Below are 24206 nucleotides of genomic sequence, written 5' to 3'. Positions count from 1 at the left end.
CGGAAGGGACCTGACTCATGGGAGCCCAGCTCCGGGTCTACAAGCGTCGCATCAAATCCGTCACCGCGACCAAGAAGATCACCAAGGCGATGGAGATGATCGCCGCCTCGCGTGTCGTCAAGGCGCAGCGCAAGGTGGCGGCCTCCGCGCCGTACGCGACCGAGCTCACCCGCGCGGTAACGGCGGTCGGCACTGGGTCCAACACCAGGCACCCGCTGACCACCGAGGCCGAGACACCGACCCGTTCCGCGGTCCTGCTCCTTTCGAGCGACCGCGGTCTGGCCGGCGCCTTCAACGCCAACGCGATCAAGGCCGCCGAGCAGCTGACGGCGCGCCTTGAGGCGGAGGGCAAGGAGGTCGACACGTACATCGTCGGCCGCCGCGGTCTGGCCCACTACAACTTCCGCGAGCGCAAGGTCGTGGAGTCGTGGTCGGGCTTCACCGACCAGCCCACGTACGCGGACGCCAAGAAGGTCGCGGCTCCGCTCATCGAGGCCATCGAGAAGGAGACGGCGGACGGCGGCGTGGACGAACTCCACATCGTCTACACCGAGTTCGTCTCGATGATGACGCAGAACGCGGTCGACAGCCGTCTGCTGCCGCTCCGCCTCGACGAGGTGGCCGCGGAGTCGACGGGGAAGGGCGAGATCCTTCCGCTGTACGACTTCGAGCCGTCGGCGGAGGACGTCCTCGACGCTCTGCTGCCGCGGTACGTCGAGAGCCGTATCTACAACGCGATGCTCCAGTCGGCCGCTTCCAAGCACGCCGCCACGCGCCGCGCGATGAAGTCGGCCACCGACAACGCGGGAGACCTCATCACGACGCTCTCCCGACTTGCCAACGCGGCCCGACAGGCCGAAATCACCCAGGAAATCAGCGAGATCGTCGGTGGCACCGCAGCCCTGGCCGACGCGACCGCGGGGAGTGACAGGTAATGACGACGACAGTTGAGACGGCCGTTGCCACGGGCCGCGTCGCCCGGGTAATCGGCCCGGTCGTCGACGTGGAATTCCCCGTCGACGCCATGCCGGAGATCTACAACGCCCTTCACGTCGAGGTGGCCGACCCGGCCCTCGACGGCGCGAAGAAGACGCTGACCCTGGAGGTCGCCCAGCACCTGGGTGACGGCCTGGTCCGCACCATCTCCATGCAGCCCACCGACGGTCTGGTCCGCCAGGCCGTGGTCACCAACACGGGTACGGGCATCACCGTCCCCGTCGGCGACTTCACCAAGGGCAAGGTGTTCAACACCCTCGGTGAGGTTCTGAACTCCGACGAGACGTACTCGGGCGAGCGCTGGTCCATCCACCGCAAGGCCCCGCGCTTCGACGAGCTCGAGTCGAAGACCGAGATGTTCGAGACCGGCGTCAAGGTCATCGACCTTCTCACCCCGTACGTCAAGGGTGGAAAGATCGGCCTGTTCGGCGGTGCCGGTGTCGGCAAGACGGTGCTCATCCAGGAGATGATCTACCGCGTCGCCAACAACCACGACGGTGTCTCCGTGTTCGCCGGTGTCGGCGAGCGCACCCGTGAGGGCAACGACCTCATCGAGGAGATGGCCGACTCGGGCGTCATCGACAAGACCGCCCTGGTCTTCGGTCAGATGGACGAGCCCCCGGGCACCCGTCTGCGCGTGGCCCTGGCCGGTCTGACCATGGCGGAGTACTTCCGCGATGTGCAGAAGCAGGACGTGCTGTTCTTCATCGACAACATCTTCCGCTTCACGCAGGCCGGTTCCGAGGTCTCGACCCTGCTCGGCCGTATGCCCTCCGCGGTGGGCTACCAGCCGAACCTGGCCGACGAGATGGGTCTCCTCCAGGAGCGCATCACCTCGACCCGTGGTCACTCGATCACCTCGATGCAGGCGATCTACGTCCCCGCGGACGACCTGACCGACCCGGCCCCGGCCACCACGTTCGCCCACCTCGACGCGACGACGGTTCTCTCCCGTCCGATCTCCGAGAAGGGCATCTACCCGGCCGTGGACCCGCTGGACTCCACGTCCCGCATCCTGGACCCCCGCTACATCGCGGCGGACCACTACAACACCGCGATGCGCGTCAAGACGGTCCTGCAGAAGTACAAGGACCTTCAGGACATCATCGCGATCCTCGGTATCGACGAGCTGGGCGAGGAAGACAAGCTCGTCGTCCACCGCGCCCGTCGCGTGGAGCGCTTCCTGTCCCAGAACACCCACGTCGCCAAGCAGTTCACCGGCGTCGACGGGTCGGACGTGCCGTTGGACGAGTCGATCACCGCGTTCAACGCGATCATCGACGGCGACTACGACCACTTCCCGGAGCAGGCGTTCTTCCTCTGCGGTGGCATCGAGGACCTCACGGCCAACGCCAAGGAGCTGGGCGTCTCCTGACCCCGGCGCCTTTGGGAGAGGGGCAGGGGAGCACCCTTCGCGGGGTGCGTCCTGCCCCTCTCCGCACTACCTCTAGAATTGAACCCAACACCCGGCACAACAGCCGGGTGGTGACCCGAGGAGCCAACCTTGGCTGCTGAGCTGCACGTCGAGCTGGTCGCGGCCGACCGTAAGGTCTGGTCCGGCGAGGCCACCCTGGTCGTCGCGCGCACCACGTCCGGCGACATCGGCGTCATGCCCGGTCACCAGCCGCTGCTCGGTGTGCTGGAGTCGGGCCCGGTGACCATCCGTACGAGTGATGGTGGAACGGTCGTCGCCGCGGCGCACGGCGGTTTCATCTCGTTCGCGGACAACAAGCTGTCGCTGCTGGCGGAGATCGCCGAGCTGGCGGACGAGATCGACGTCCAGCGCGTGGAGCGAGAGCTCGAGCGCGCGAAGGCGGAGGGCGACGCCTCCGCCGAGCGGCGTGCGGACGTCCGACTGCGGGCCGTGGCGGCGCGCTGACCACAGGGGGTACCTCCCAGGCCCTTCAGGCACTGGGGGAGCCCCAGCGGATGCTTTGCCTCAGCCGCGGCTGGGACCGGTTAGCGCCGGTCCTGGCCGCGGCTGAGGCGAATCCGGATGTTTTTTCCTTTCCGTTACCTAGGAGACGAGGAGGTCGGTGTCGATGTTCCTCGCTCTGACTGTGTGCGGCTTGGTAGTGGCGTTCGTCGTGGTGGGCCTGTTCGTCTTCGGGCTGCGGCGCCGGCTCATCCAACGCTCCGGCGGTACGTTCGACTGCAGCCTGCGCTGGGACGTGCCGGAGAAACCCGACCCCAGCGGCAAGGGCTGGGGCTACGGTGTCGCCCGCTACAACGGCGACCGCATCGAGTGGTACCGCGTCTTCTCGTACTCCCCCCGTCCGCGCCGCGTCCTGGAACGCGCGTCGATCGACGTGGCCGGCCGCCGCGCCCCCGACGGCGAGGAGGAGCTGGCCCTGCTCTCGGACGCGGTGGTGCTGGCCTGTCTCCATCGGGGGACGAGACTGGAGCTGGCGATGAGCGACGACGCGCTGACCGGCTTCCTCGCCTGGCTGGAGGCGGCGCCTCCCGGACAACAGGTGAACGTGGCCTGACACGCACAGGAGGGTGGGGCGGGTCCGTGTGTACGGGCCCGCCCCACCCTCCTTTTCCGCCGTGCCGGTGACTACGCCAGGCCGCCGCTGATCGCGTTCACCAGCTCCCCGTTGCTCGTGTCGCCGCTGAACTCCCAGAAGAACGCGCCGCCCAGGGACTGGTTCTTGGCCCAGGTCATCTTCCCGGCGATCGTCGCGGGGGTGTCGTACGACCACCAGTTGTTGCCGCAGTACGCGTACGCGGTGCCGGCGATCGTGCCGGTGGCCGGGCAGGACGACTTCAGGACCTTGTAGTCCTCGATGCCCGCCTCGTACGTGCCCGGTGCCGCGCCGGTCGCCGTGCCGCCGGGGGCGGACTGGGTGACGCCGGTCCAGCCGCGGCCGTAGAAGCCGATGCCCAGCAGGAGCTTCGCCGCCGGGACGCCCTTCGCCTTCAGCTTGGCGATGGCGTCGGCGGAGTTGAAGCCGGCGGCCGGGATACCGGCGTACGAGGTGAGCGGCGAGTGCGGGGCGGTCGGGCCGTCCGCGTCGAAGGCGCCGAAGTAGTCGTACGTCATCACGTTGTACCAGTCGGCGTAGGCGGAGGCGCCGCCGTAGTCGGCCGCGTCGATCTTGCCGCCGGAGGAGCCGTCGGCGGTGATGGCCGCGGTGACCAGGTAGCTCGACCCGAATGTCGTACGCAGCGCCGACAGCAGGTTCTTGAACGATGCCGCGCCTGATGTGTCACAGGTCAGGCCGCAGGCGTTCGGGTACTCCCAGTCGATGTCGATGCCGTCGAAGACGTCCGCCCAGCGTGGGTCCTCGACGACCGACTTGCAGGAGGCGGCGAAGGCGGCCGGGTTGGCGGCGGCCTGCGCGAAGCCGCCGGAGTAGGTCCAGCCGCCGAAGGAGTACAGCACCTTGATGTTCGGGTACTTGGCCTTCAGCTGGCGCAGCTGGTTGAAGTTGCCGCGCAGTGGCTGGTCCCAGGTGTCGGCCACGCCGGAGACCGACTGGTCGGCGGTGTAGGCCTTGTCGTAGGCGGCGTAGGTGTCGTCGACGACGCACTTGCCGTCCTTGACGTTGCCGAACGCGTAGTTGATGTGGGTGATCTTGGCCGCCGAGCCCGATGTCACCAGGTTCTTGACGTGGTAGTTGCGGCCGTAGACGCCCCACTCGGTGAAGTAGCCGAGCTTGACCTTGTTCCCGGTGGGCGGGTCGGTGGTGCCACCGGTGGTGCGCACGGAGACCGCGCCGCTCACCGGTCCGGTCTGGTCGGCGGTGTCCCGGGCCTGGACGGTGTACGAGTAGTCCGTACCGGCGGTCAGACCCGTGTCCGTGTACGAGGTGGCCGTCACCGTCGCGACCTTGGTGCCGCCGCGCAGGACGTCGTAGTTCTTGATGCCCTTGTCGTCGGTGGCCGCGCTCCAACTCAGCTTCGCCGAGGTGTTGGTGACGCCGGAGGCGGTGGGAGTGCCGGGCGCCGAGGGGGCGTTGTCCCCGGGGACCGAGCCGCCGTTACAACTGCCGCCGTTCAGCTTGCAGTTGGCGGGGGCCCCGGAGCCGGCACCGTTGAAGCCGAAGGTGACGGTGGCGCCGGGGGCGAGGGTGCCGTTCCAGGACTTGTTCTTGGCGGTCCAGTGGGCGCCGCTGGACGTCACGTCCGCGTCCCAGGCCGAGGTGACGGACGTACCCGAGGGGAAGTCCCACTCGACCGTCCATGAACTGATCGACGTGGTACCGGTGTTGGTGACCGACCACTTGCCCTCGAAGCCGGTGCCCCAGTCCTGGGTCTTGGTGTAGGTGGCGGTAGCCGATGACGATACAGCGGCAGCCTGTGCCGGGGTCGAGAGGCCGACCATGGCGGCGAGGGGGAGCAGCAGGGTTGTCAGGCCTGCCGTACATCTTTGTCCGAAGCGCATGCCGCGCCTCCTTGGGGGAGTCAGGGGGGCGCGACTGAGCCTTCGCACCCACAGTGCCGCGAGAATAGGAAGGTCTGGACCACGGGTCAATAGGTCTGGACCACTTCGCGGAAAGCCTCCACCGATTCGCTGAACCCCCAACTCCTGTGCCGGCACGGCCGCTTGCACCCGGCTGCGCGGCTCCAGCTTGCCCGGCAACCGGCTGACGTGCGTCTTCACCGTCGCCTCGGCCATGTCGAGACGGCCGCCACGGGCTGATCGCGCCGACGTACACGATCTGGCCCAAGCGTGACCCGGGCCCCGGCTCAGCGCTCCCCGCCAGGCACCCAGAGCACGTCCCCGACCTCCTTGTTGGCCGTACGGGCCAGGATGAAGAGCAGGTCCGACAGCCGGTTGAGGTAGGTGGCGGTGAGCGGGTTCATGACCTCCCCGTGGACCTCCAGCGCCGCCCACGTCGAGCGCTCGGCCCGGCGTACCACCGTGCACGCCTGGTGCAGCAGGGCCGCGCCGGGGGTGCCGCCGGGCAGGATGAACGAGCGCAGTTTCTCCAGGTCTTCGAGGAACCGGTCGCAGTCCGCCTCCAGCTTGTCGACGTAGGACTGCTCCACCCGCAGCGGCGGGAACTCCGGGTTCTCGGCCACCGGCGTCGCCAGGTCCGCGCCCACGTCGAACAGGTCGTTCTGTACCCGGGTCAGCACCTTGACGACCTCCTCCGTCAGGGCGCCCAGCGCGACGGCGGTCCCGATCACCGCGTTCGCCTCGTTGGTGTCGGCGTACGCCGAGATCCGCAGATCGGTCTTGGCGACCCGGCTCATGTCACCGAGGGCGGTGGTGCCCTTGTCGCCGGTCCTGGTGTAGATGCGCGTCAGATTGACCATGGCGCCAATCTAGACGTTGCCCCAAGTCGTACAGACGTTCTCGGTGCGGAGTCCTGGCCACCTGGAAGCGCCAACCAGTGTGAAACCCCGAGGAATTGGCACTCCGAACCCTGAGGTAGGAATCCCGGTGGCTTCGGCAGCCGGGAGGATCGTCCGGTCCGCCGGATCAGACGTGATCGGTGTCTCACCCCATGAGACGTGAAACGCGTTACTAAGCAGTCACACAGCACCCCCGCGACCGCTAGGGTCCGCCGAAGAGGCCCAATGCACGAGGCACATAAACAGCGCGTCAGGGGAGTCGCACAGTGGCACGGAAGCTTGCCGTCATCGGAGCCGGCCTGATGGGTTCCGGCATTGCCCAGGTCTCCGCGCAGGCGGGCTGGGACGTCGTACTGCGCGATGTCACCGACGAAGCGCTCACCCGTGGCACCGACGGCATCAAATCCTCGTACGACCGGTTCGTGGGCAAGGGCAAACTGACCGCGGCCGACGCCGAGGCCGCCCTCGGACGCATCACCGCGACCACCGACCTGGACGCGGTCGGCGACGCCGACATCGTCGTCGAGGCCGTCTTCGAGAAGCTTGAGGTCAAGCACGAGATCTTCCGCGCGCTCGACAAGATCGCACGTGAGGACGCCGTTCTCGCCTCCAACACCTCGGCCATCCCGATCACCAAGATCGCCGCCGTCACCGACCGCCCGGAACGGGTCGTCGGCGCGCACTTCTTCTCGCCGGTGCCGATGATGCAGCTCTGCGAGCTGGTCCGCGGCTACAAGACGAGCGACGAAACACTCGCCACCACACGGGAGTTCGCCGAGTCGGTCGGCAAGACCTGCATCGTCGTCAACCGGGATGTCGCCGGTTTCGTGACGACCCGGTTGATCTCGGCGCTCGTCGTCGAGGCGGCCAAGCTGTACGAGTCCGGTGTCGCCACCGCCGAGGACATCGACCTCGCCTGCAAGCTCGGCTTCGGGCACGCCATGGGCCCGCTGGCCACCGCCGACCTCACCGGGGTCGACATCCTGCTGCACGCCGCGAGCAACATCTACACCGAGTCCCAGGACGAGAAGTTCGCTCCTCCGGAGCTGATGCGCCGGATGGTTGACGCCGGTGACATCGGCCGAAAGAGCGGGCAGGGCTTCTACAAGCACTGAGCAGTACCAGGCGGTACCGAGAAGGGACGAGACGTATCGCCGACCAGCAGTACCGCACGTAGTCAACAGGTACGGAAACCGCACGAACCCCTGGGGTATCACCCTGTGGGGTGAATTGAGTATCGGTTCGCTCACAGACGGCAACCTGGCCGCCCCAAAGGCAGTCAGACGTTGCATCACCTACCGACGCGGAGCACCACACACGCACTCACGGGAGCGCATATGTACATCAGGGGCGACCACGCCGAGCTGGTCGTCGGGGGCCGCCTCGACGTCCGCAGCGCGGCGGACGCCCGTACGGTCCTGCACACGGCCGTCGACACGGGCGTCGGCGATCTCGTGCTGGACCTGTCCGAGCTGGACTCCTGGGACGCCACCGGGCTCGGGGTGATCATGGGAGCCCACCGGCGGTGCGGGCGGTGCGGTCGGCGGCTGGTGCTGCGCGACGTACCACCGCAGATGCAACGTTTGCTGGTGGCCACCCGGCTGCACCGGATCCTCGCGATCGAGGGTGGCATCGGGGTGGAGTCGCTGCCCAGAGTGTGAAAACGCGCTTCGCGCACAATCCTCACGACACTGTGACGTCTCGGACGGCGCGGTACCCCGGCCTGTCATAGATACTGTGCGAAGGTTTAGGGTTCGGTCGCCCGCTGCCTGACATCCCACGAGCGGGCCCGGACCAGAAGCGACAGCGCAGTGTGCAGCAAGGCCGGGAGGGGCCAGGGTCCCGTCGACCCGCACACGACGCTTTTGGGGGGCTTGAACCTTATGGACCCGAACAACCAGGGCTCCGAGGAGTACGGCCATGACGCCGACGGCAGCACGCCGCGTCAGCGCCCGCCTCGCGACGCCCTCACATCCGACTTCGGTCAGCACACGCCGGCGCTCGCGCGCACGGCGCAGCTCGTCTCGGGTGACTACCTGCTCACCGTCAACCCGGTCGACGGCAGCGAGATAGAGATCTGCCCGCCCGGCGAACGGCCCGGCCGGCCCGTCAAGCTCACGGCGGCCGAGCGCACCGAGATCACCCGCGCCGCGCGGCCACCCGTACCGCCCGGACCCGGGCGGCCCGAACTGCCGCTCCTGGAGCGCGACGGCGAGCGCGAACGGCTGGTGCGGCTGCTGGCCCGCGGCCGTTCCGTACGTCTCACCGGCCCGGCCGGCTCCGGCCGCACCACGCTCCTCGACGCCGTGGCCGCCGACTGCGCCGACCTCGCACCCGACGGTGTGGTCCGCCTCACCGGTCTCCACCGCACCCAGACCGACCTGCTCTACGACCTCTTCTACGCCGTCTACAGCGCACCTCTGTACCGGCCGGAACCGGACGAACTGCGCGCCCTCGTCCGGGAGGCCGGCGCGGTCGTCGTCCTCGACGACGTGGAGTTCGGCGGCGCCGCGCTCGACGAACTCCTGGAGGCGACCCCCGAGTGCGCCTTCCTGATCAGCGCCACCCCCGACGTACCCGCCCCGTCCGCCGACGCGCTGATCGAGGAGCTGTTCCTCGACGGCCTCGACCGGGCCGGTGGCCTGGAACTCCTTGAGCGTGCCGTCGGCCGGGTCCTCACCGAGGAGGAGGCCAACTGGGCCGGCGACCTCTGGTTCGAGTCCGAGGGCCTGCCCCTGCGGTTCGTCCAGGCCGGCGCCCTGCTCAGGCAGCGCGACGGACTCCGGGCCCGCGCCGACGCCTTCGACGAGTTCGGCGTCTTCGAGGACGTCCCGGCCGACGTCCCGGTCGACGCGCCGTTGGACTCCGGCGACGAGGACGCCGTACCGCTGCCCTCGCTCGCCGAGGGTGCCGCGCCCGCGCCACTGCTCGCGTCCCGGCTCAGCCCGTCCGCGCGGGACACCCTGCGGTTCGCCGTCGCGCTCGGTGGTGAGGTGCCCCACCAGGCCCATCTGCCCGCGCTGGTCGGCGACACCCACGCGGACGCCGCCCTCGGGGAGCTGCTCGGCTGCGCCCTGGTGTCCCCGGTCGGCTCCCACTACCGGCTCGCCGCCGGCGTGCGGACCCAGCTGGAGGCCGCCGGATACGGCGAAGGCGCCCAGGACCGGGCGTACACCGCCGCCCGGCACTACGCCTGGTGGGCGGGGCACCCGTCCGTGACTCCCGAGCGGGTGAGCGCCGAGGCCGACGCCCTGATCGCCGCGCTCGCCACGCTCGTCGCCCTCGGCGGCCCGGTCCCCGAGACAGTGACGCCGGGGGAGGAAGAGGAGAGGACAGCCGTACAACTGGCCCGCACGGCGGCGCCCGCCTTCGCGGCCGGACTGTACTGGAGCGCCTGGGAACACGTCCTGCAGCTTGGCGCCGAGGCCGCCCGGGTCGCCGGGGAGGTCTCGGAACAGGCCTATTTCCACCATGAGTTGGGCATCCTCGCGCTCTGCGGCGAGCAGCTCGACCAGGCCCGTGCGGAGCTGGAGGCCGCCATCGGCCTGCGCGGCGCCGTCGCCGACAAGCGCGGCACGGTCGCGGGCCGCCGTGCCCTCACCCTGGTCGCCGACCGGGCCGGTGACACACCGGGCTTCGGCTCCGGCCCGGGTTCCACGGCGGGCGAGGAGGTGCCGGACGCGCGGTACGAGGAGTCGGCGTCGCCGCCCGGTGGGGTCCCGGCCCTCTTCGGGGCCGCCGGTTACCCGCCGCTACAGTCCTCGGGCACGGGTTCCGGTTCGTCTTCCGGTTCGGATTCCGCCTATGGAGGCGGTGACTTCGCGCCGACCGTGATCGCGTCCCGGTCCGGGGGCGGCGGGGCGCACAAGGTCTCGGGCGTCCAGCGGCTCGTGGGCGGTGCCCGGCGCAACCTCGTGGCGGTCGGCGCGGGCGCCCTGCTCGCGGCCGTGCTCGGTACGGTGGTGACCCTGGGCGCGACCTCGAACCCGGGTGACACGCCGTCCGGCCAGGTGGGCGTCAACCCGTCCGCCAGCGCGGGCAGCGACGACGACAGCCTCGGCGCCGACAAGGCCGACAACGGCGGCGGAGACAGCAACGGCGACACCGGTACGGCTACCAGCCGCCCGACGGATCCGGGCCCCGACGGGACGATGGGCACCTCGGACGACCCGACGCCACCGCCCACGGACGGCGCGACCCCGTCGGACGACCCGACGGGGACGAAGACGCCGGGAGGCGGGACCGGTACCGGGGGGAGCAGCGGCGGTACGGTGACCTCGTCTCCGACGGAGCGCCCGACGACGACCCCGCCGACCGGCGGTCCGACAACCACGCCGCCGACAGGCGGTCCCACGACGACCCCGCCGACCGGCGGTCCGACAACCACGCCGCCGACAGACGGTCCGACGACATCGCCTTCGCCGTCGACCCCGGCGACCACGACCACGGCCAGCGGTCCGGTCTCCAGCCCGATCCAGAGCGAGACGGCGAGCGCCCCGGCGAGCGCCCCGGCGAGCGCCCCCGCCGACACCACCACCGCACCCGCGTCGACGGCCGGTACGGCGCCGGTGATCTGACAGCGCGAGGAAGGTACGAGGAAGGGGGCGGGCCCGCCCCCTTCCTCGTACCGCCAAGCCGCACGCAGTGAACCCGCGTCAGAACAGCCGGAGTTTGTCGTCCTCGATGCCGCGCAGGGCGTTGTAGTCGAGGACCGCGCAGCCGATGCCCCGGTCGGTGGCGAGGACGCGGGCCTGGGGCTTGATCTCCTGGGCGGCGAAGATTCCGCGCACCGGAGCGAGGTGCGGGTCGCGGTTCAACAGCTCCAGATAGCGCGTGAGTTGCTCCACGCCGTCGATCTCGCCGCGCCGCTTGATCTCGACGGCGACCGTCGCGCCCTCGCCGTCCCGGCACAGGATGTCGACCGGGCCGATGGCCGTCATGTACTCGCGGCGGATGAGGGTGTAGCCGTCGCCGAGGGTGTCGATGCGGTCGGCGAGGAGTTCCTGGAGGTGCGCTTCCACGCCGTCCTTGATCAGGCCGGGATCCACGCCCAGTTCGTGCGAGGAGTCGTGAAGAATCTCCTCCATCGTGATGATGAGCTTCTCGCCCGCCTTGTTGATGACGGTCCAGATCCCCTCCTCTTCTCCGGTCCCCTCCTTCAACGTGCAGGGCGGAGACATCCAGTTGAGAGGCTTGTAGGCGCGGTCGTCCGCGTGGATCGAGACGCTGCCGTCAGCCTTGACCAGGATGAGACGGGGGGCCGACGGGAGATGAGCGGTGAGCCGGCCCGCGTAGTCCACGGAACAGCGCGCAATGACGAGACGCATGGTCGGCAACGCTACTCGACGGGCGGTGGTCCACGCGATTCGCCCACCTCACAGTGCCGGTACGCGCTCGGTGGGCCCACGGAACATGCCAGAGGCAACTGTTCGTTGTTGGCTGATTGTGTGCCTACGAGGACGGTTCTGACCGGTCCTGTATCCGCGTTTTCCTGGTGCGGTCACGGCCCGTTGCCTACCGTAGTAAACGGGAGGTCGCGATGCGTGTACGGAGCGTGCTCGGTTTCGCGGGCTCTCTTTCCCTGTCAGGCAACCCCCGTGACCCGGGGGTGCGAGAGGAGAACTCATGTCGCTCGACGTCTCACCGGCCCTACTCGAACAGGCCGAGCGAGGCGAGGTCGACGAAGCTGAATTCGTCGACTGCGTCCGGACCTCCCTGCCCTACGCATGGGAGATGATCAGCTCCCTGGTGGCCCAGCTGAAGGTGGACGGCGGAGACTTCGCCGACAACCAGACGCCGCCGCCGGACGAGCAGGCACGTGGCCAGCTGCTGCGAGCGCTGGCGAGTGACGCGATTCGCGGCGCGCTGCAGCGGCACTTCGGTGTGCGGCTGGCCTTCCAGAACTGCCACCGGGTGGCGGTGTTCCCGCTGGACTCCTCGGTGGATGTCAAGCTGGCCCGCTTCACCTCGGTACGCAGTCAGTTGCTGAACCAGTCCCCGGAATTCCGGGACTGCTGACGCGATTTGGGGCAACGGCTTGCCGCTCCGTACGCGGGAGGTGTTTCTGTACGGGGCGGCAAGCTCCCTGGGGCAGTGCGGTCGAGCGGTTCAGCGCAGCTGGGTGAGCACCTCGGTGCCCAGCCGCCGTACGTTCTCCTCCGTGGCCGCCAGGTCGCCGGAGCCCTCCACCAGCAGGGCGAAGCGCGAGATGCCCGTCCGTTCGGAGGTCGCCGCCAGCCGGTCGGCGCACAGCCTCGCCGTGCCCACCGGGTGCAGTCCGCAGAGGAGTTCGGTGTACGCCACCGGGTCCCGCATCGAACGCTCCCGGCCATCCACCGTGACATGTGCTTCCAGCCCCTGTCGCAGCCAGCCCGGCATCGCCTTCATCAGCGTCTCGACCGCGTCCGTACGCCGGTCCGCGACCTGGCAGATACCGGCCGACACATGGGCGGCGCCCCGGATCTCGTCCGCCGGACGCCCCGCCGCACGCGCGTACCGCCGCCACAGGGCGACCATCTCGGCCTTCTCCTCGTCCCCGATGTGCATTCCGAGGAGCATCGGCAGGCCGCGCTCGGCTGCCAGCCGCACGCTCGACGGCGAGGTGCAGGCGACGACGACCTCCGGACCCGCCGTCTCGGTCAGCGACTCCGACGGGCTGGGTACGACGGGTACCTGGCGGAACCTGAACCGGTCGCCGTCCGCCGACACGGACGGTTCACGCAGCCAGCGGACCAGCAGATCGAGTGATTCCGGGAAGGCCTCCTCGTACGCCTCTAGGCCCGTCCCGAAGACCTCCAGGTCGACCCACGGCCCGCCGCGCCCCACGCCCAGCGTGAACCGCCCGCCGGACGTCAGATGCAGCAGCGCCGCCTGTTCGCCGAGCGCCACGGGGTGGGTGGTGGGCAGCACGCTCACCGCCGTACCGATCCGGATGCGCCGGGTGCGGCCCAGCAGCAGGGCGGCCAGGGTGGTCGCGGACGGGCAGGTGCCGTACGGCACGAAGTGGTGCTCCGCCAGCCAGACCGTGTCGAGACCCGCCTCCTCGGCGACCTCGGCGGACCGGACCGCTCGGTGCAGCGCCTCCCCCTGGCCCTGGCCCGGGAACTGGGCCGCCAGCACAAAACTTCCTACGCGCATGCTCTTTCCTGCTTCCTAGGCCCCGACACGGAGCTCCCCCGCACGGCATAACCGTGCGACACGTGCCGAAGTCACGGCTTGGCGGAGAGATTGGCGGATTGTCTGCAGAATTGGGCGGCCGGGTGGGGAGCTTCCTGTGGTCCGGCGGGGGTCTGCCTCGAAGCGGCCCGAGAGTCGACGACATGATTCGGGCGGGAGTTCGAGAGGGTTCGAGGGGAGTGGTGCGGAGCTGGTTACTTACATCTACCCAGGATCGCGCCGCGTAGGCTGGAGCGCATCCGTGCTCCCTGACCCGCTCCGTGAGGTGTCCTGTGTCCCCGCGTCGCAACCGCCCCCAAGGCCCCGGCGGCTCGTCCGGCCGGAGTGCCGACGGGGACGACTCCGGCCGCTACGGCGGCTTCCAGTCCTCGGAGAGCTGGCAGGGCGAGAACTGGAACGTCCGGCACGTGGCGGGCGCCAGCGCCCAGGGCAAGACGTACCGCTGCCCCGGCTGCGACCAGCTGATCCCGTCCGGTGTCCCGCACGTCGTCGCGTGGGCCGAGCACGCGGGCGTGGACGACCGCCGGCACTGGCACAAGGCGTGCTGGAACGCGAAGGACCGCCGCACCACGCGGGTGCAGCGGTCCCGTAACTCGCCGAGGTTCTGACCGAGACCTCGACCGAGGTCCTGACCGGGTTTCCGAACTCGCCCAGCAGTCCGGGCAGTTCACGCGTCCGGGTGAATCACACGTCCCTGCGGTCGAGCAGCACGAAGGCGCCGGCGATCGCCGCGGCGGTCACCCCGGCGAGCAGACCGAGCTGGGCGCCGCCTCCGCTGCCGTCCCCCTCGCCGATCCCGAAGATCTTGGCGAGGGAATTGGGGGCGTTGTACTCCAGCATCTTCTCGCCGATCGTCTGCAGGCTCGCGGACAGCATCAGGAACGCGGGCATGATCGCCGGCACGAGGACGAGACCCAGCATCGCGGTGATGGCGCCCGCCGAGTGGCGCAGCATCGAGCCGACCGCGAGGGCCAGCACCCCGAGCAGCGAGACGTACAGAGCACCCTTGACGACGCTGCCCCCCCACGCCCTGCCCTCACCGGTGTTGTGCATCGACTCGGTCACCAGCCCGACGAAACCGATCGCGAACGCGGACACGACGAACGCGACGGCGAAGAAGATGATCAGCTTGGCGGCGAGCACCCGGTGGCGCTGCGGCGAGGCGGTGAACGTCGTACGGATCATGCCCGTGCCGTACTCCGACGAGACGACCAGCACGCCCAGCGTGATCAGGCAGATCTGTCCGAGCACCAGCCCGAAGAACGCGGGGATGGTGTACGGCACATCCCCGAAGTCCTCGTCGGTCGTCTGGACGGCGACCAGCAGACCGATGCCGATGACGAGGAGCAGGAAGACCCCGAGCGTCCAGATCGTGGAGCGCACCGACTTGATCTTCGTCCACTCGGAGGCGAGCGCATGACCGAGGTGCGTGGGCGTGACCGGGATCGGCGAGGTGTAGGCGGCGTACGGAGTGCCGGGCGCCGCCTGCCAGTTGGGCGCGGCCTGCGGCTGCAGCGCTTGCGTCGGGGGCTGCTGGGGCGTGCTCATCGGGCGTCCTCGGGCTTGGTCAGGGCGGGAGCGGCGGCAGCGGCGGGCGCCTGCTGAGGAGTGGCGGCGGGCTGCGCGTACGGGTTCGCGTGGCCGCCGGCGGGAGCGCCGGGGCCGCCAGGGGCGCTGTACGGCCCTGCGGGCTGTCCGGGGTGGTTGTGCTGTCCGGAGTCCCCGAAGGGCGGCTGACCGCCCTGCTGGGGCGGCGGCGGGGCGTACCAGCCCGGCTGGCCCTGCCCCGGGACCGGCATCTGCACCGGCGGCTCCATGCCCGGCGGCGGCAGCTGGTGGAGCCCGGCCTTCTGGTCGACGGTCGAGCGGTAGTCGACGGCGCCCTGCGTCATCCGCATGTACGCCTCCTCCAGCGACGCCTGGTGCGGCGACAGCTCCCACAGGCGTACGTCGGCGCCGTGCGCGAGGTCGCTGATGCGGGGCAGCGGCAGCCCGGTCACGCGCAGCCCGCCGTCCGGCTCGGGCAGCACCTGGCCGCCCGCCTCGGTCAGCGCGGCCGTCAGCTTCTCGCGCTGCTGCGGCTCGGTGTCGGGGGTGCGCACGCGCGCGAAGTCGGCGGAGTTGGTGGAGATGAAGTCCTTGATGCTCATGTCGGAGAGCAGCTGTCCGCGCCCGATCACGATGAGGTGGTCGGCGGTCAGCGCCATCTCGCTCATCAGGTGGGAGGAGACGAACACGGTCCGCCCCTCCGCCGCGAGCGCCTTCATCAGGTTGCGCACCCAGAGGATGCCCTCGGGGTCGAGGCCGTTGACCGGCTCGTCGAAGAGCAGTACCTGGGGGTCGCCGAGCAGCGCGGCGGCGATACCGAGCCGCTGTCCCATGCCGAGCGAGAAGCCCTTGGAGCGCTTGCGGGCCACGTCCTGCAGTCCGACGACGCCCAGCACCTCGTCCACGCGCCGCGCCGGGATGCCCGACAGCTGGGCCAGACACAGCAGGTGGCTGCGGGCGGACCGGCCGCCGTGCACGGCCTTGGCGTCGAGCAGCGCGCCGACCTGCCGGGGGGCGTTGGGCAGCTTGCGGTAAGGGAAGCCGCCGATCGTCACCTGGCCCGAGGTGGGCTGGTCCAGGCCGAGGATCATCCTCATCGTCGTCGACTTGCCCGACCCGTTCGGGCCGAGGAAGCCGGTGACGGAACCCGGCCGCACCTGGAAGGAAAGGTTGTACACGGCCGTCTTGTCGCCGTAGCGCTTCGTCAGGCCGACTGCCTCGATCATGCTCCGCACCCATCGAAAAATTCAGGACAGCGGGGCACAAGCCCCCGTAAGGGTTAGGAGCTTATCCGGGCGCTGACGGTTCCCTTCAAAACGCGGTAAAAATGTCGGGTCCATGACCGAGTGATCCATGCGCGGGGGACGCTGTTCAGGCGTCCCGCTGCCTCAGCAGCACATAGCCGCCGAGCAGGGCCACCGCGACCCACCCCACCATGATCGCGAGTCCGCCCCAGGGGCCGTACGGCGTGTCGTTGTCGATCGGGGTGACCACCTGCATGATCTTGCTGCCGGCCTGGTCGGGCAGATAGCGGGCGACCTTCTTCGTCGCCGACACGGCGCCCAGGATGTTGGAGATCAGGAAGAAGAACGGCATCAGGACACCGAGCGACAGCATCGGACTGCGCAGCATCGCGGCCACGCCCATGGAGAACAGGGCGATGAGCGTCATGTAGAGCGCCCCGCCGATGACCGCGCGCAGCACGCCGGGATCGCCGATGGACGTCGAGTGGTCGCCCAGCATGGCCTGTCCGAGGAAGAACGCGGCGAAGCTGGTGACGACGCCGACCGCGAAGGCGAGCCCGGCCGCCACCGTGAGCTTGCTGGCGAGGAACGTGCCGCGCTGCGGTACGGCGGCCAACGAGGTGCGGATCATGCCGGTGCTGTACTCGTTCGACACGACGAGAACCCCGAACACGATCATCGCGAGCTGTCCCAGACTCATCCCCGCGAAACTCGTGTACGTCGGGTCGAAGGAGAGCCGGTCCTTCTCGCTGAGATCGCTCCACTGGTTCTTGAACAGCAGCGAGATCAGCGCGCCGAGCGCGATCGTCACCACGGCCGCGAGACCGAGTGTCCACACCGTGGACGCCACCGACCGGATCTTGGTCCACTCGGACCGGATGACCTGAGCGGCCGTCATGACCGTCCTTTCTGCCAGCCGTCGCCCCACGCCCCGGCCGCCGAACCGGGCGGGGGCGCGGAGGGGGAGACGGGTGGGGAGCTCGCCGGGAGGCCGGTGGTGGCCGGGGTGTCGGAGTGCGCGTGGTACTCGACGGACTCGGCGGTCAGCTGCATGAACGCCTCCTCCAGGGAGGCCTGCTGGGGACTCAACTCGTGCAGCACGAGGTGGTGCTGCGCGGCCAGCTCACCGATCTGCTCGGCCTTCCCGCCGTCCACTTCGAGCGTCTCGCCGCCGGCCTGCACCGCGGTGATCCCGGCGGCGTACAGGACGTCGAGCAGCCGTTCGCGCTGGGGGGAGCGGATACGGACGTACGAACGCGAGTTCTGCTCGATGAAGTCCGCCATGGAGGTGTCGGCGAGGAGCCGGCCCTGGCCGATGACGACCAGGTGATCGGCGGTCAGCGCCATCTCGCTCATGAGATGCGAGGAGACGAAGACCGTCCGGCCCTGACCGGCCAGCGACTTCATCAGGTTGCGGATCCAGTGGATGCCCTCGGGGTCGAGGCCGTTGACCGGCTCGTCGAACATCAGGATCCGCGGGTCACCCAGGAGCGCGCCCGCGATACCGAGCCGCTGTCCCATGCCGAGGGAGAACCCCTTCGCCTTCTTCCGGGCGACCGACGTGAGCCCCACGGTGTCGAGGACCTCGTTCACGCGCGCGCGGGGGATGCCGTTGCTCTGCGCGAGACACAGGAGATGGTTGAAGGCGCTGCGCCCGCCGTGCATGGCCTTGGCGTCGAGGAGGGCGCCGATGTACTTGAGGGGGTCCTTGAGGCGGTCGTAGTGCTGACCGTCGATCCGGACGTCACCCGCGGTGGGGCGGTCGAGGCCGAGCATCATCCGCATGGTGGTGGACTTGCCGGCGCCGTTGGGGCCGAGGAAGCCGGTCACGATGCCCGGTCTGACGGTGAATGTCAGATGGTTGACCGCCACCTTCTCGCCGTACCGCTTGGTCAGCCCCTCTAGCTCGATCATGCGGCCACGCTAGTTGGGGGTGAGGGGGGTTGCCACTTGTGTGCGGCAACTTCTGGTGAACGTGGGTTTGGTCTTCTGGGGGTGGTCGCCGGTGCGTGTGCGCCGCGCCGTCGTGGCTTGTCGCGCAGTTCCCCGCGCCCCTGGGGATGTGCCCTCGCCCCCTGTCTACAAGTGATCGCCAAACGGCGGAGACCCGCACCCCCGTTCGAAGGGGTGCGGGTCTCAGGTACCGCTCGTCCGACTGGCTACCGGGACTGCTGGGCCGGTACTCCGCGGGTGATCGGCTCGTCGTCCGTGACCGGGGCGCCGGCGGCGGCGACCGCGGCTCCCGTCAGGGTGGCGAGCATCTCGCGGACGTTCGTCAGCTGGGCGTTGATCGAGTCGCGGCGGTTGGTGAGAGCCGCCAGCTCGCGCTCCGATTCCGAACGGATCCGGTCGGCCTTGGCGTTCGCGTCGGCCACGATGTCCTCGGCCTGGCGCTGGGCCGTCTCGACGGTCTGACGGGCGCGACGCTCCGCGTCCGTGCGCAGCTTCTCGGCCTCCAGACGGAGCTGCTCCGCGCGGTGCTCGATCTCCGCGAGGCGCTTCTCGGCCTTGGCCTGACGGGACGCGAGGTCGCGCTCCGACTGCTCACGGCGCTTGGCGAGGTTCGTCTCGAAGTCCGCGGCGGCCTGGGCGGCCTTGGCGCGGGTCTCCTCGAAGAGGGCGTCCGCCTCCTCACGCTTGGACTGCGCGTCCTTCGTCGCCTCCTGGCGGAGCTGCGAGGCGTCGCTCTTGGCCTTCTCGACGATCCGGACGCCCTCGTCCTCCGCCTTGGACTTGCGGTCCGCAGCGAACGATTCTGCGTCGTTGCGCACCTGCTGGGCCGCCGACTCGGCGAGCTCGCGGTGCTGCTCGGCCGCGCGACGGGCCTCCTCGCGCAGGTCCTTGGCCTCCTCCTCGGCGAGACGGAGGATCTTCTCGACTCGCGCGCCGAGACCGGCGTACGACGGCTCTGCGTCGCTCACCTGGGCCTGGGCGTTCTGCGTTTCGAGGTGGAGCTCCTCGATGCGCTTTTCCAGAGCAGTGATGCGAGCCAGAGCGCTGTCACGGTCGGAGACGAGCTTCGAGATGCGTTCGTCCACCTGAGCGCGGTCGTACCCACGCCGCACAAGCTCGAAGCCGTAGGGGGAAGTGTCGCTCATGGGGTTCCTGTCGAATGAGACCGGTGAGGTGATAGGGGGAATCCTAGGGGTCCAAGCGGCGTGTCATCGAGCAGTCACCCGATTGATATGGAGAATGAGACCCCTTTTGAGTGGCTAACCGGCGGACTGCTTGCCAAAGAATTGGTCAAAGACGCCAGAAAGCCCCACAGAGTGCACACAGCGCCCTCTCCGCGTTAACCCTCAACGGGCCCTCCGTGCTAGCTCTCTGACGACTTGCCACCCGATCGAGTTACGCCGGCGGCAGCGCCCGCCTTGACGCCGCCGTCCTTGTTCGCCGACGGGGCCTCAAAAGACTCCAACGCTTCCAGCACGTCCTGGACACGGGAGATCTCCGCCTGAATGTCCTCACGGCGCCGGACGAGGATCTCGAGCTCGCGCTTGCCCTCCTCGACCGTGGCCTTCGCCTCGCGGATCGCCTCGGCCCGCAGCTCCTCGGCCTCCCGGATCAGCGAGGACTTCTTCTGCTCGGCCTCCTTCAGGAGCCCCTCGGCCTTCTTGACGGCGGCGATCCGGACCTTGCCCGCCTCGGAGTTGGCCTCCGAGACCAGATCCCTGGCCTTCGCCTCCGCCTTGGCGAGCTGCTCCTCGGCGGCCTTGATCAGCGCGTCGCAGCGGTCGCCGGTCGACCTCATGGTCTCGGAGGCCTCACGGCGGGCCCGCTCGTGCAGGCTCTCGATCTCGGCCGTGATGCGGTCCCGCAGCTCCTCCGCGCGCTCCCTTATGGCGGTGGCGTCCCGGCGCGCGCCGACCAGCAGCTCGTCCGCGTCCGCACGGGCCTTCTCCACCGTCGAGTTGCCCCGCGCGGTCGCCTGTCCCACCAGACGCTCGGCCTCGGTGCGGGCCGCGCCCACCATCGAGTCGGCCTGCGCCTCCGCCTCCGCGGTCGTCTTCTGCGCGGCCTGCTGCGACTCCGACAGGAGCTTGTCGACCTCGGCGGCCGTCTCCGTGATGAGGGTGTCGACCTGCTCGGCCGCCTCGGAGCGCCGCTTGTTGGCCTCCTTGCGGGCCTCGTCCAGCGTGCTGTCGGCCTCGTCGCGCGCGGTCGACATGAGCCGGTCGGCCTCCTGCGCCGCCTCGGCCTTGACCCGCTCCGCCTCGGCACGGACACGCTCAGAGTGCTGCTGCGCCGAACCGACCGTGTCGGCGGCCTCGGCACGCAGCCGCTCCGCCTCCCCGGTCGCCTCCGAGACCAGCTGCTCGGCCGTGGCCACGGACTCCGCCCGGACCCGCTCCGCCTCGGCGTTGGTCTCCTCGGTGAGCCGCTCCGCCTCCGCCGTCACCTCGGTGATCAGCGTGTCCGCCTGCGTCGCCGCGTCCGAACGGATCCGGTTCGCGTCCTCGCGGGCCTCCGCCCGGCTGCGCGCCGCGTCCTGCTCGGCGCCCGCGATGGTGTCCGACGCCTCCGTGCGCACCCGCTGGGCGTGCGCGGCGGCGTCCTGACGCAGCCGCTCCGCCTCGGCGATGGCGTCGCCCACCGTGCGCTCGGCGAGCGACTTGGCGTGCTCCGACGCCTCCGCCGCCTCGCGCCGCACCCGGCTCGCGTCCTCGGAGGCACGCTCCCGCTCGGAGTAGGCGTCCGCGCGGACCCGGTCCGACTCCTCCTGCGCCTCGCGGCGCATCCGGTCGGCGACGTGCTCGGCCGCGGACCGCAGTCCCTGGATCTCCTCCTGGGCCTGCTCGTGCAGCCCGGACACCGACTCCCGCACCTGCTGGGCGTGCTGCTCGGCCGCCGACACCATCTCGTTGGCCCGCCGGTCCGCCTCCTCGACCAGCCGTACGGCCTCCGCCTGGGCGTCCTCCACGCGCCTGCGCGCCGACGCCAGCAGCTCCTCGCTCTGCTCGCGGGCCCGCTCACGCTCCTGGTCGGCCTCCTGACGGGCGGAACCGAGGGTCTCCTCGGCCTCGCGGCGACGCCGGGCGGCCTCCTCCTGCGCGGCGGCCAGCGTCTCCGACGCCTCCGTCGCCAGCCGCTCGGCGGCGGCCTGCGCCTCCGTCCGTACCCGGTCGGCGGTGTCCTGGGCCTCCGACTTCAGCCGCTCGGCCTCGGCCACCGCCTCGGACCGCAGGCGTACGGCGATGGCCTCGCCCTCCGCCCGGGACGCCGACGCGTCCGCCGCGGCCTCGTCGCGCAGCCGCTGGATCTCCGCGTCGGCCTGCGCCTGGAGGCTGCGGACGCGCTCGGCCGCCTCGGAACGCAGCCGCTCCGCCTCCTCGGACCCCTCGCGGCGGACCCGGTCGGCCTCCGCGCGGGCGTCGGTGAGCGCCTGCTCGGCGGCGGTGAGGCGGTCCTCGGCCTCCGTGTGCAGCCGGGTGAGCTCGGCGGACGCCTCGTCGCGGCGCGTCTCTATGGCCCGCTCGGTCTCCTCGCGCAGCTCGCGCGCGGCCTGCTCGGCGTCCGCCGCGATGCCCTCGGCCTGCTCGACGGCCTCCGCGCGGTGCCGCTCCGCCTCCTTGCGGGTGCGCTCCAGCGTCTCCTCGGCCTGCCGGCGCAGCGTCGTCGCGCGCTCGATGGCCTCCGTACGGACCTTCTCGCTGTCCGTCTGGGCGATCTGACGCAGCTCGTCCGCGTCCGCCTTCGCCTTGGCGAGCAGGTCCTCGGCGGTCCTGGCCGCCTCCTCGATCTGCTGGACGGCCTCACGGCGCGCCTCCGCGCGGATGCGCTCGCCCTCGGCGACCGCGTCGGCGCGCAGCTGCTCGGCCTCGCCGCGCAGCCGCCGGGCCTCCTCCTGGAGCTCGACCGTCTTGGCGCGGTACTCCTTGGTGTCGTCCTTCGCCGTGCCCTTGAGCTGCTCGGCGATGTCGTGCGCCTCGGCGCGCAGCCGGTCCGCCTCGGACTCGGCCTCGGCGCGGATGCGCTCGGCCTCCTCGGTCGCCGCCTTGGTGGTCGACTTCGCTTCCTCGGACGCCTTGTTCAGGACGTCCTCTGCGGTGCGGGCCGCCTTGGCGAGCTGGGAGGCGGTCTCCTCGGCGGTGAGACTGCGGGCGGTCTCCTCGGCCTCGGCGACGATCTTCTCGGCCTTGGCCTTGGCGTCGGCGACGACCTCCTCGGCGATCGCCTTGGTGGTCTCAGCCTCCTGGCTGGCCTCGGTGACCAGCCGGGCGACCTGCTCCTTCGCCGTACGGGTGCGCTGCTCGTTGGCGGACTCGGCGGCGGCGGACGTCTTGGCCGCGGACTCCTTCGCCTCGGTGACGACCTTCTCCGCCTCGGCGCGGGCCTCCCGCAGCGCGGTCTCGGCCTCCTGCATCCGCTGCTCGGCGGCCCGGCTCAGCTCGGTGGCCTGGCGACGGGCGCTGTCCGACTCGGTCACCGTGGAGCTGCGCAGCTGCTCGGCGTGGTCGGCGGCCTCGCGGGCCTCGGAGGTCGCGCTGTTCAGGAGCCGCTCGGCCTCGGCGCGTGCCCGGCGCAGCAGCTGGTCGGCCTCCGCGCGGGCGGTCTCGCCCTCGCTCTGCAGCCGCTGCCGGGCCTCGTTCGCGACCCGCTCGGCCTCGGCACGCGCGGCGGCCAGCGCCTGCTCGGCCTCCGCCCGCGACTCGTCGACGAGCCGGCGCGCCTGGGACTCGCTGCGGGCCCGCAGCTGCTCGGCCCACGCCACGTTCTCGTTGACGTGCGACTCGACGGTCTGGCGCCGCTCGGAAAGCTCCTGGTCGAGCTGCTGGCGACGGGTGACCGCCTCCTGATGCAGCTCGGCCTGCAGACGGGCCGCCTGCTCGGCGTGCTCCTGCAGGATGCGCTGGGTCTGGGCGCGGGCCTGCGACATCTCGCGCTCGGCGTCCTGGCGGAGCTGATCCGCCTGGATCTGGGCGTTGCGAAGCAACTGCTCCGCCTGATACCCGATGTCGCCGCCGTCATAGGCGGGCCGGGACATGAGTGTGCGGCGCGCCTCGTGAAGCTTGGCGCGCAGCACCTCGACCTGGTAGCCGAGGTCCTCGGCGTGCTGAATCGCCTTTTCCCGCTCGGTCTTCAGCCGCTCCATCTCGGCCTCGAACCGAGAGAGGTGGTCGACGTCAGCCGCCGGCTCTCGCTCCTGGCGTTCGTAGCCCCGCACTGCGCGGTCCCATCCGTCCCTGGTCGCAACCTTCTCCGAACGAGCCACGTCCATCCGCCGAACGGGGCTCCCGGGGAATGGTGTCAGATCAACGGCGAAGCACGGACTCCCGCCCTCACCCTCGGCCCCCGAAACCTGTACCCCGGCCCTCGGATCCCGCACCGCAACACACCAGGACCCGGGCCGCTTCCCGACAACACGGCAGCGGCCGTCCCCAACCCTACCGGCCCATATGTACGAGGGTCAGTGCTCAGGTGACTCAACAGGCGCCGAAGTGACCAGTTCTGTCAGTACTCCGTGGCAATCCTTCGGGTGCAGGAAGGTGATCCGCGACCCCATGGAGCCGCGCCGTGGCTCGTCGTACAGAACGCGTACGCCCTTGCTGCGGACGTCGGCGGCGTCTCCGTCCACATCTGCCGTACCGAAAGCGATGTGGTGCACGCCCTCCCCGTTTTTGGCCAGCCACTTGCCCACGGCCGAGTCCTCGCGGGTCGGCTCCAGGAGCTGGAGGTAGGAGGCACCGCCGTCGCCCGTGTCGTTGATCTTCAACATGGCCTCGCGGACGCCCTGCTCCTCGTTGACCTCGGAGTGGAACACCTCGAAGCCGTACGTGGCCCGGTAGAACTCGACGGTCGTGTCGAGGTCGAAGCAGGCGATCCCGATGTGGTCGATTCGCGTCAACATGGTGTTAGTGCAGCGCGCCCGAGGTGGTTACGCAACGTGCGCGCTGTCACACCGACGGCCCGGTGACGCCAGGGGCTACCGCTCAG

Annotated in this window: 20 protein-coding genes; 9 read left to right on the top strand and 11 right to left on the bottom strand. The window is 70.2% G+C overall.

Annotated elements, in window-relative coordinates; translation table 11 throughout:
- Positions 1-17: 17 nt before the first annotated feature.
- The 4 genes from PV734_RS42490 to PV734_RS42475 all read left to right on the top strand — a co-directional run bounded on the left by PV734_RS42490 (position 18) and on the right by PV734_RS42475 (position 3485).
- Positions 18-935, top strand: a complete 918-nt coding sequence (locus PV734_RS42490; RefSeq protein WP_319098108.1) for a F0F1 ATP synthase subunit gamma — start codon at positions 18-20, stop codon at positions 933-935.
- A complete protein-coding gene (atpD, locus tag PV734_RS42485; protein ID WP_319098107.1) occupies positions 935-2371 on the top strand; it encodes a F0F1 ATP synthase subunit beta in 1437 nt (478 codons plus the stop codon). Before PV734_RS42490 ends, atpD begins: the two co-directional genes overlap by 1 nt.
- 129 nt (positions 2372-2500) lie before the next feature.
- Positions 2501-2875: a F0F1 ATP synthase subunit epsilon gene (locus tag PV734_RS42480; RefSeq protein WP_006381675.1), complete on the top strand. Its 375-nt coding sequence runs from the start codon at positions 2501-2503 to the stop codon at positions 2873-2875.
- Between the two features lie 163 nt (positions 2876-3038).
- The gene (locus PV734_RS42475; RefSeq protein WP_319098106.1) at positions 3039-3485 is read left to right on the top strand and encodes a DUF2550 domain-containing protein; all 447 of its coding nucleotides are present in this window, start codon (positions 3039-3041) and stop codon (positions 3483-3485) included.
- A gap of 71 nt (positions 3486-3556) precedes the next feature.
- On the opposite strand, the gene PV734_RS42470 is transcribed toward PV734_RS42475, so the two are convergent.
- Positions 3557-5386, bottom strand: a complete 1830-nt coding sequence (locus PV734_RS42470; protein WP_319098105.1) for a glycoside hydrolase family 18 chitinase — start codon at positions 5384-5386, stop codon at positions 3557-3559.
- 305 nt (positions 5387-5691) lie between these two features.
- Positions 5692-6264: a cob(I)yrinic acid a,c-diamide adenosyltransferase gene (locus PV734_RS42465; protein ID WP_319098103.1), complete on the bottom strand. Its 573-nt coding sequence runs from the start codon at positions 6262-6264 to the stop codon at positions 5692-5694.
- A gap of 305 nt (positions 6265-6569) precedes the next feature.
- On the opposite strand from PV734_RS42465, the gene PV734_RS42460 reads away from it, so the two are divergent.
- The 3 genes from PV734_RS42460 to PV734_RS42450 all read left to right on the top strand — a co-directional run bounded on the left by PV734_RS42460 (position 6570) and on the right by PV734_RS42450 (position 10880).
- Positions 6570-7418 carry a 3-hydroxyacyl-CoA dehydrogenase family protein gene (locus PV734_RS42460; RefSeq protein ID WP_319294720.1) on the top strand — a complete coding sequence of 283 codons (849 nt, stop codon included), beginning with the start codon at positions 6570-6572 and terminating at the stop codon, positions 7416-7418.
- 222 nt (positions 7419-7640) lie between these two features.
- Entirely contained in the window at positions 7641-7964 is a 324-nt protein-coding gene (locus tag PV734_RS42455) for an STAS domain-containing protein (RefSeq protein WP_006382151.1), read from the top strand.
- Between the two features lie 222 nt (positions 7965-8186).
- Positions 8187-10880 (top strand): ATP-binding protein, encoded by a 2694-nt coding sequence (locus PV734_RS42450; RefSeq protein ID WP_319294729.1) that lies wholly within the window; start codon positions 8187-8189, stop codon positions 10878-10880.
- Between the two features lie 78 nt (positions 10881-10958).
- Here PV734_RS42450 and nucS read toward each other — a convergent pair whose 3' ends face one another.
- Complete coding sequence (gene nucS / locus PV734_RS42445) at positions 10959-11630, bottom strand: endonuclease NucS (protein WP_319098100.1); 672 nt, start codon at positions 11628-11630, stop codon at positions 10959-10961.
- Positions 11631-11928: 298 nt separating this feature from the next.
- On the opposite strand from nucS, the gene PV734_RS42440 reads away from it, so the two are divergent.
- A complete protein-coding gene (locus PV734_RS42440) occupies positions 11929-12321 on the top strand; it encodes an SCO5389 family protein (RefSeq protein WP_006381684.1) in 393 nt (130 codons plus the stop codon).
- A gap of 90 nt (positions 12322-12411) precedes the next feature.
- Here PV734_RS42440 and PV734_RS42435 read toward each other — a convergent pair whose 3' ends face one another.
- Positions 12412-13440 (bottom strand): LLM class flavin-dependent oxidoreductase, encoded by a 1029-nt coding sequence (locus PV734_RS42435; RefSeq protein ID WP_319294719.1) that lies wholly within the window; start codon positions 13438-13440, stop codon positions 12412-12414.
- A gap of 311 nt (positions 13441-13751) precedes the next feature.
- Here PV734_RS42435 and PV734_RS42430 point away from each other — a divergent pair, with 311 nt between their 5' ends.
- Positions 13752-14087 (top strand): ATP/GTP-binding protein, encoded by a 336-nt coding sequence (locus PV734_RS42430; RefSeq protein WP_319098097.1) that lies wholly within the window; start codon positions 13752-13754, stop codon positions 14085-14087.
- A 76-nt stretch (positions 14088-14163) separates the two neighbouring features.
- Here PV734_RS42430 and PV734_RS42425 read toward each other — a convergent pair whose 3' ends face one another.
- From PV734_RS42425 to mce, 7 genes are all read right to left on the bottom strand, one after another.
- A complete protein-coding gene (locus tag PV734_RS42425; protein ID WP_319098095.1) occupies positions 14164-15027 on the bottom strand; it encodes an ABC transporter permease subunit in 864 nt (287 codons plus the stop codon).
- Positions 15024-16253, bottom strand: coding sequence for an ABC transporter ATP-binding protein (locus PV734_RS42420; RefSeq protein WP_319294717.1), 1230 nt, complete (start codon positions 16251-16253; stop codon positions 15024-15026). Before PV734_RS42420 ends, PV734_RS42425 begins: the two co-directional genes overlap by 4 nt.
- 145 nt (positions 16254-16398) lie before the next feature.
- Positions 16399-17169 carry an ABC transporter permease gene (locus tag PV734_RS42415; RefSeq protein WP_319098092.1) on the bottom strand — a complete coding sequence of 257 codons (771 nt, stop codon included), beginning with the start codon at positions 17167-17169 and terminating at the stop codon, positions 16399-16401.
- Positions 17166-18185 carry an ABC transporter ATP-binding protein gene (locus PV734_RS42410; protein WP_319098090.1) on the bottom strand — a complete coding sequence of 340 codons (1020 nt, stop codon included), beginning with the start codon at positions 18183-18185 and terminating at the stop codon, positions 17166-17168. Before PV734_RS42410 ends, PV734_RS42415 begins: the two co-directional genes overlap by 4 nt.
- A gap of 245 nt (positions 18186-18430) precedes the next feature.
- Positions 18431-19369 carry a cellulose-binding protein gene (locus tag PV734_RS42405; RefSeq protein WP_319098089.1) on the bottom strand — a complete coding sequence of 313 codons (939 nt, stop codon included), beginning with the start codon at positions 19367-19369 and terminating at the stop codon, positions 18431-18433.
- Positions 19370-19587: 218 nt separating this feature from the next.
- Complete coding sequence (scy, locus tag PV734_RS42400; RefSeq protein ID WP_319294715.1) at positions 19588-23436, bottom strand: polarized growth protein Scy; 3849 nt, start codon at positions 23434-23436, stop codon at positions 19588-19590.
- Positions 23437-23679: 243 nt separating this feature from the next.
- The gene (mce, locus tag PV734_RS42395) at positions 23680-24120 is read right to left on the bottom strand and encodes a methylmalonyl-CoA epimerase (RefSeq protein WP_319098085.1); all 441 of its coding nucleotides are present in this window, start codon (positions 24118-24120) and stop codon (positions 23680-23682) included.
- Positions 24121-24206: the final 86 nt, after the last annotated feature.

Source organism: Streptomyces sp. AK08-02 (assembly GCF_033795085.1).
Lineage (GTDB): Bacteria > Actinomycetota > Actinomycetes > Streptomycetales > Streptomycetaceae > Streptomyces > Streptomyces echiniscabiei.
The sequence above is the reverse complement of the archived record's forward strand: the minus strand, read 5'-3'. Positions and strand labels throughout refer to the sequence as shown.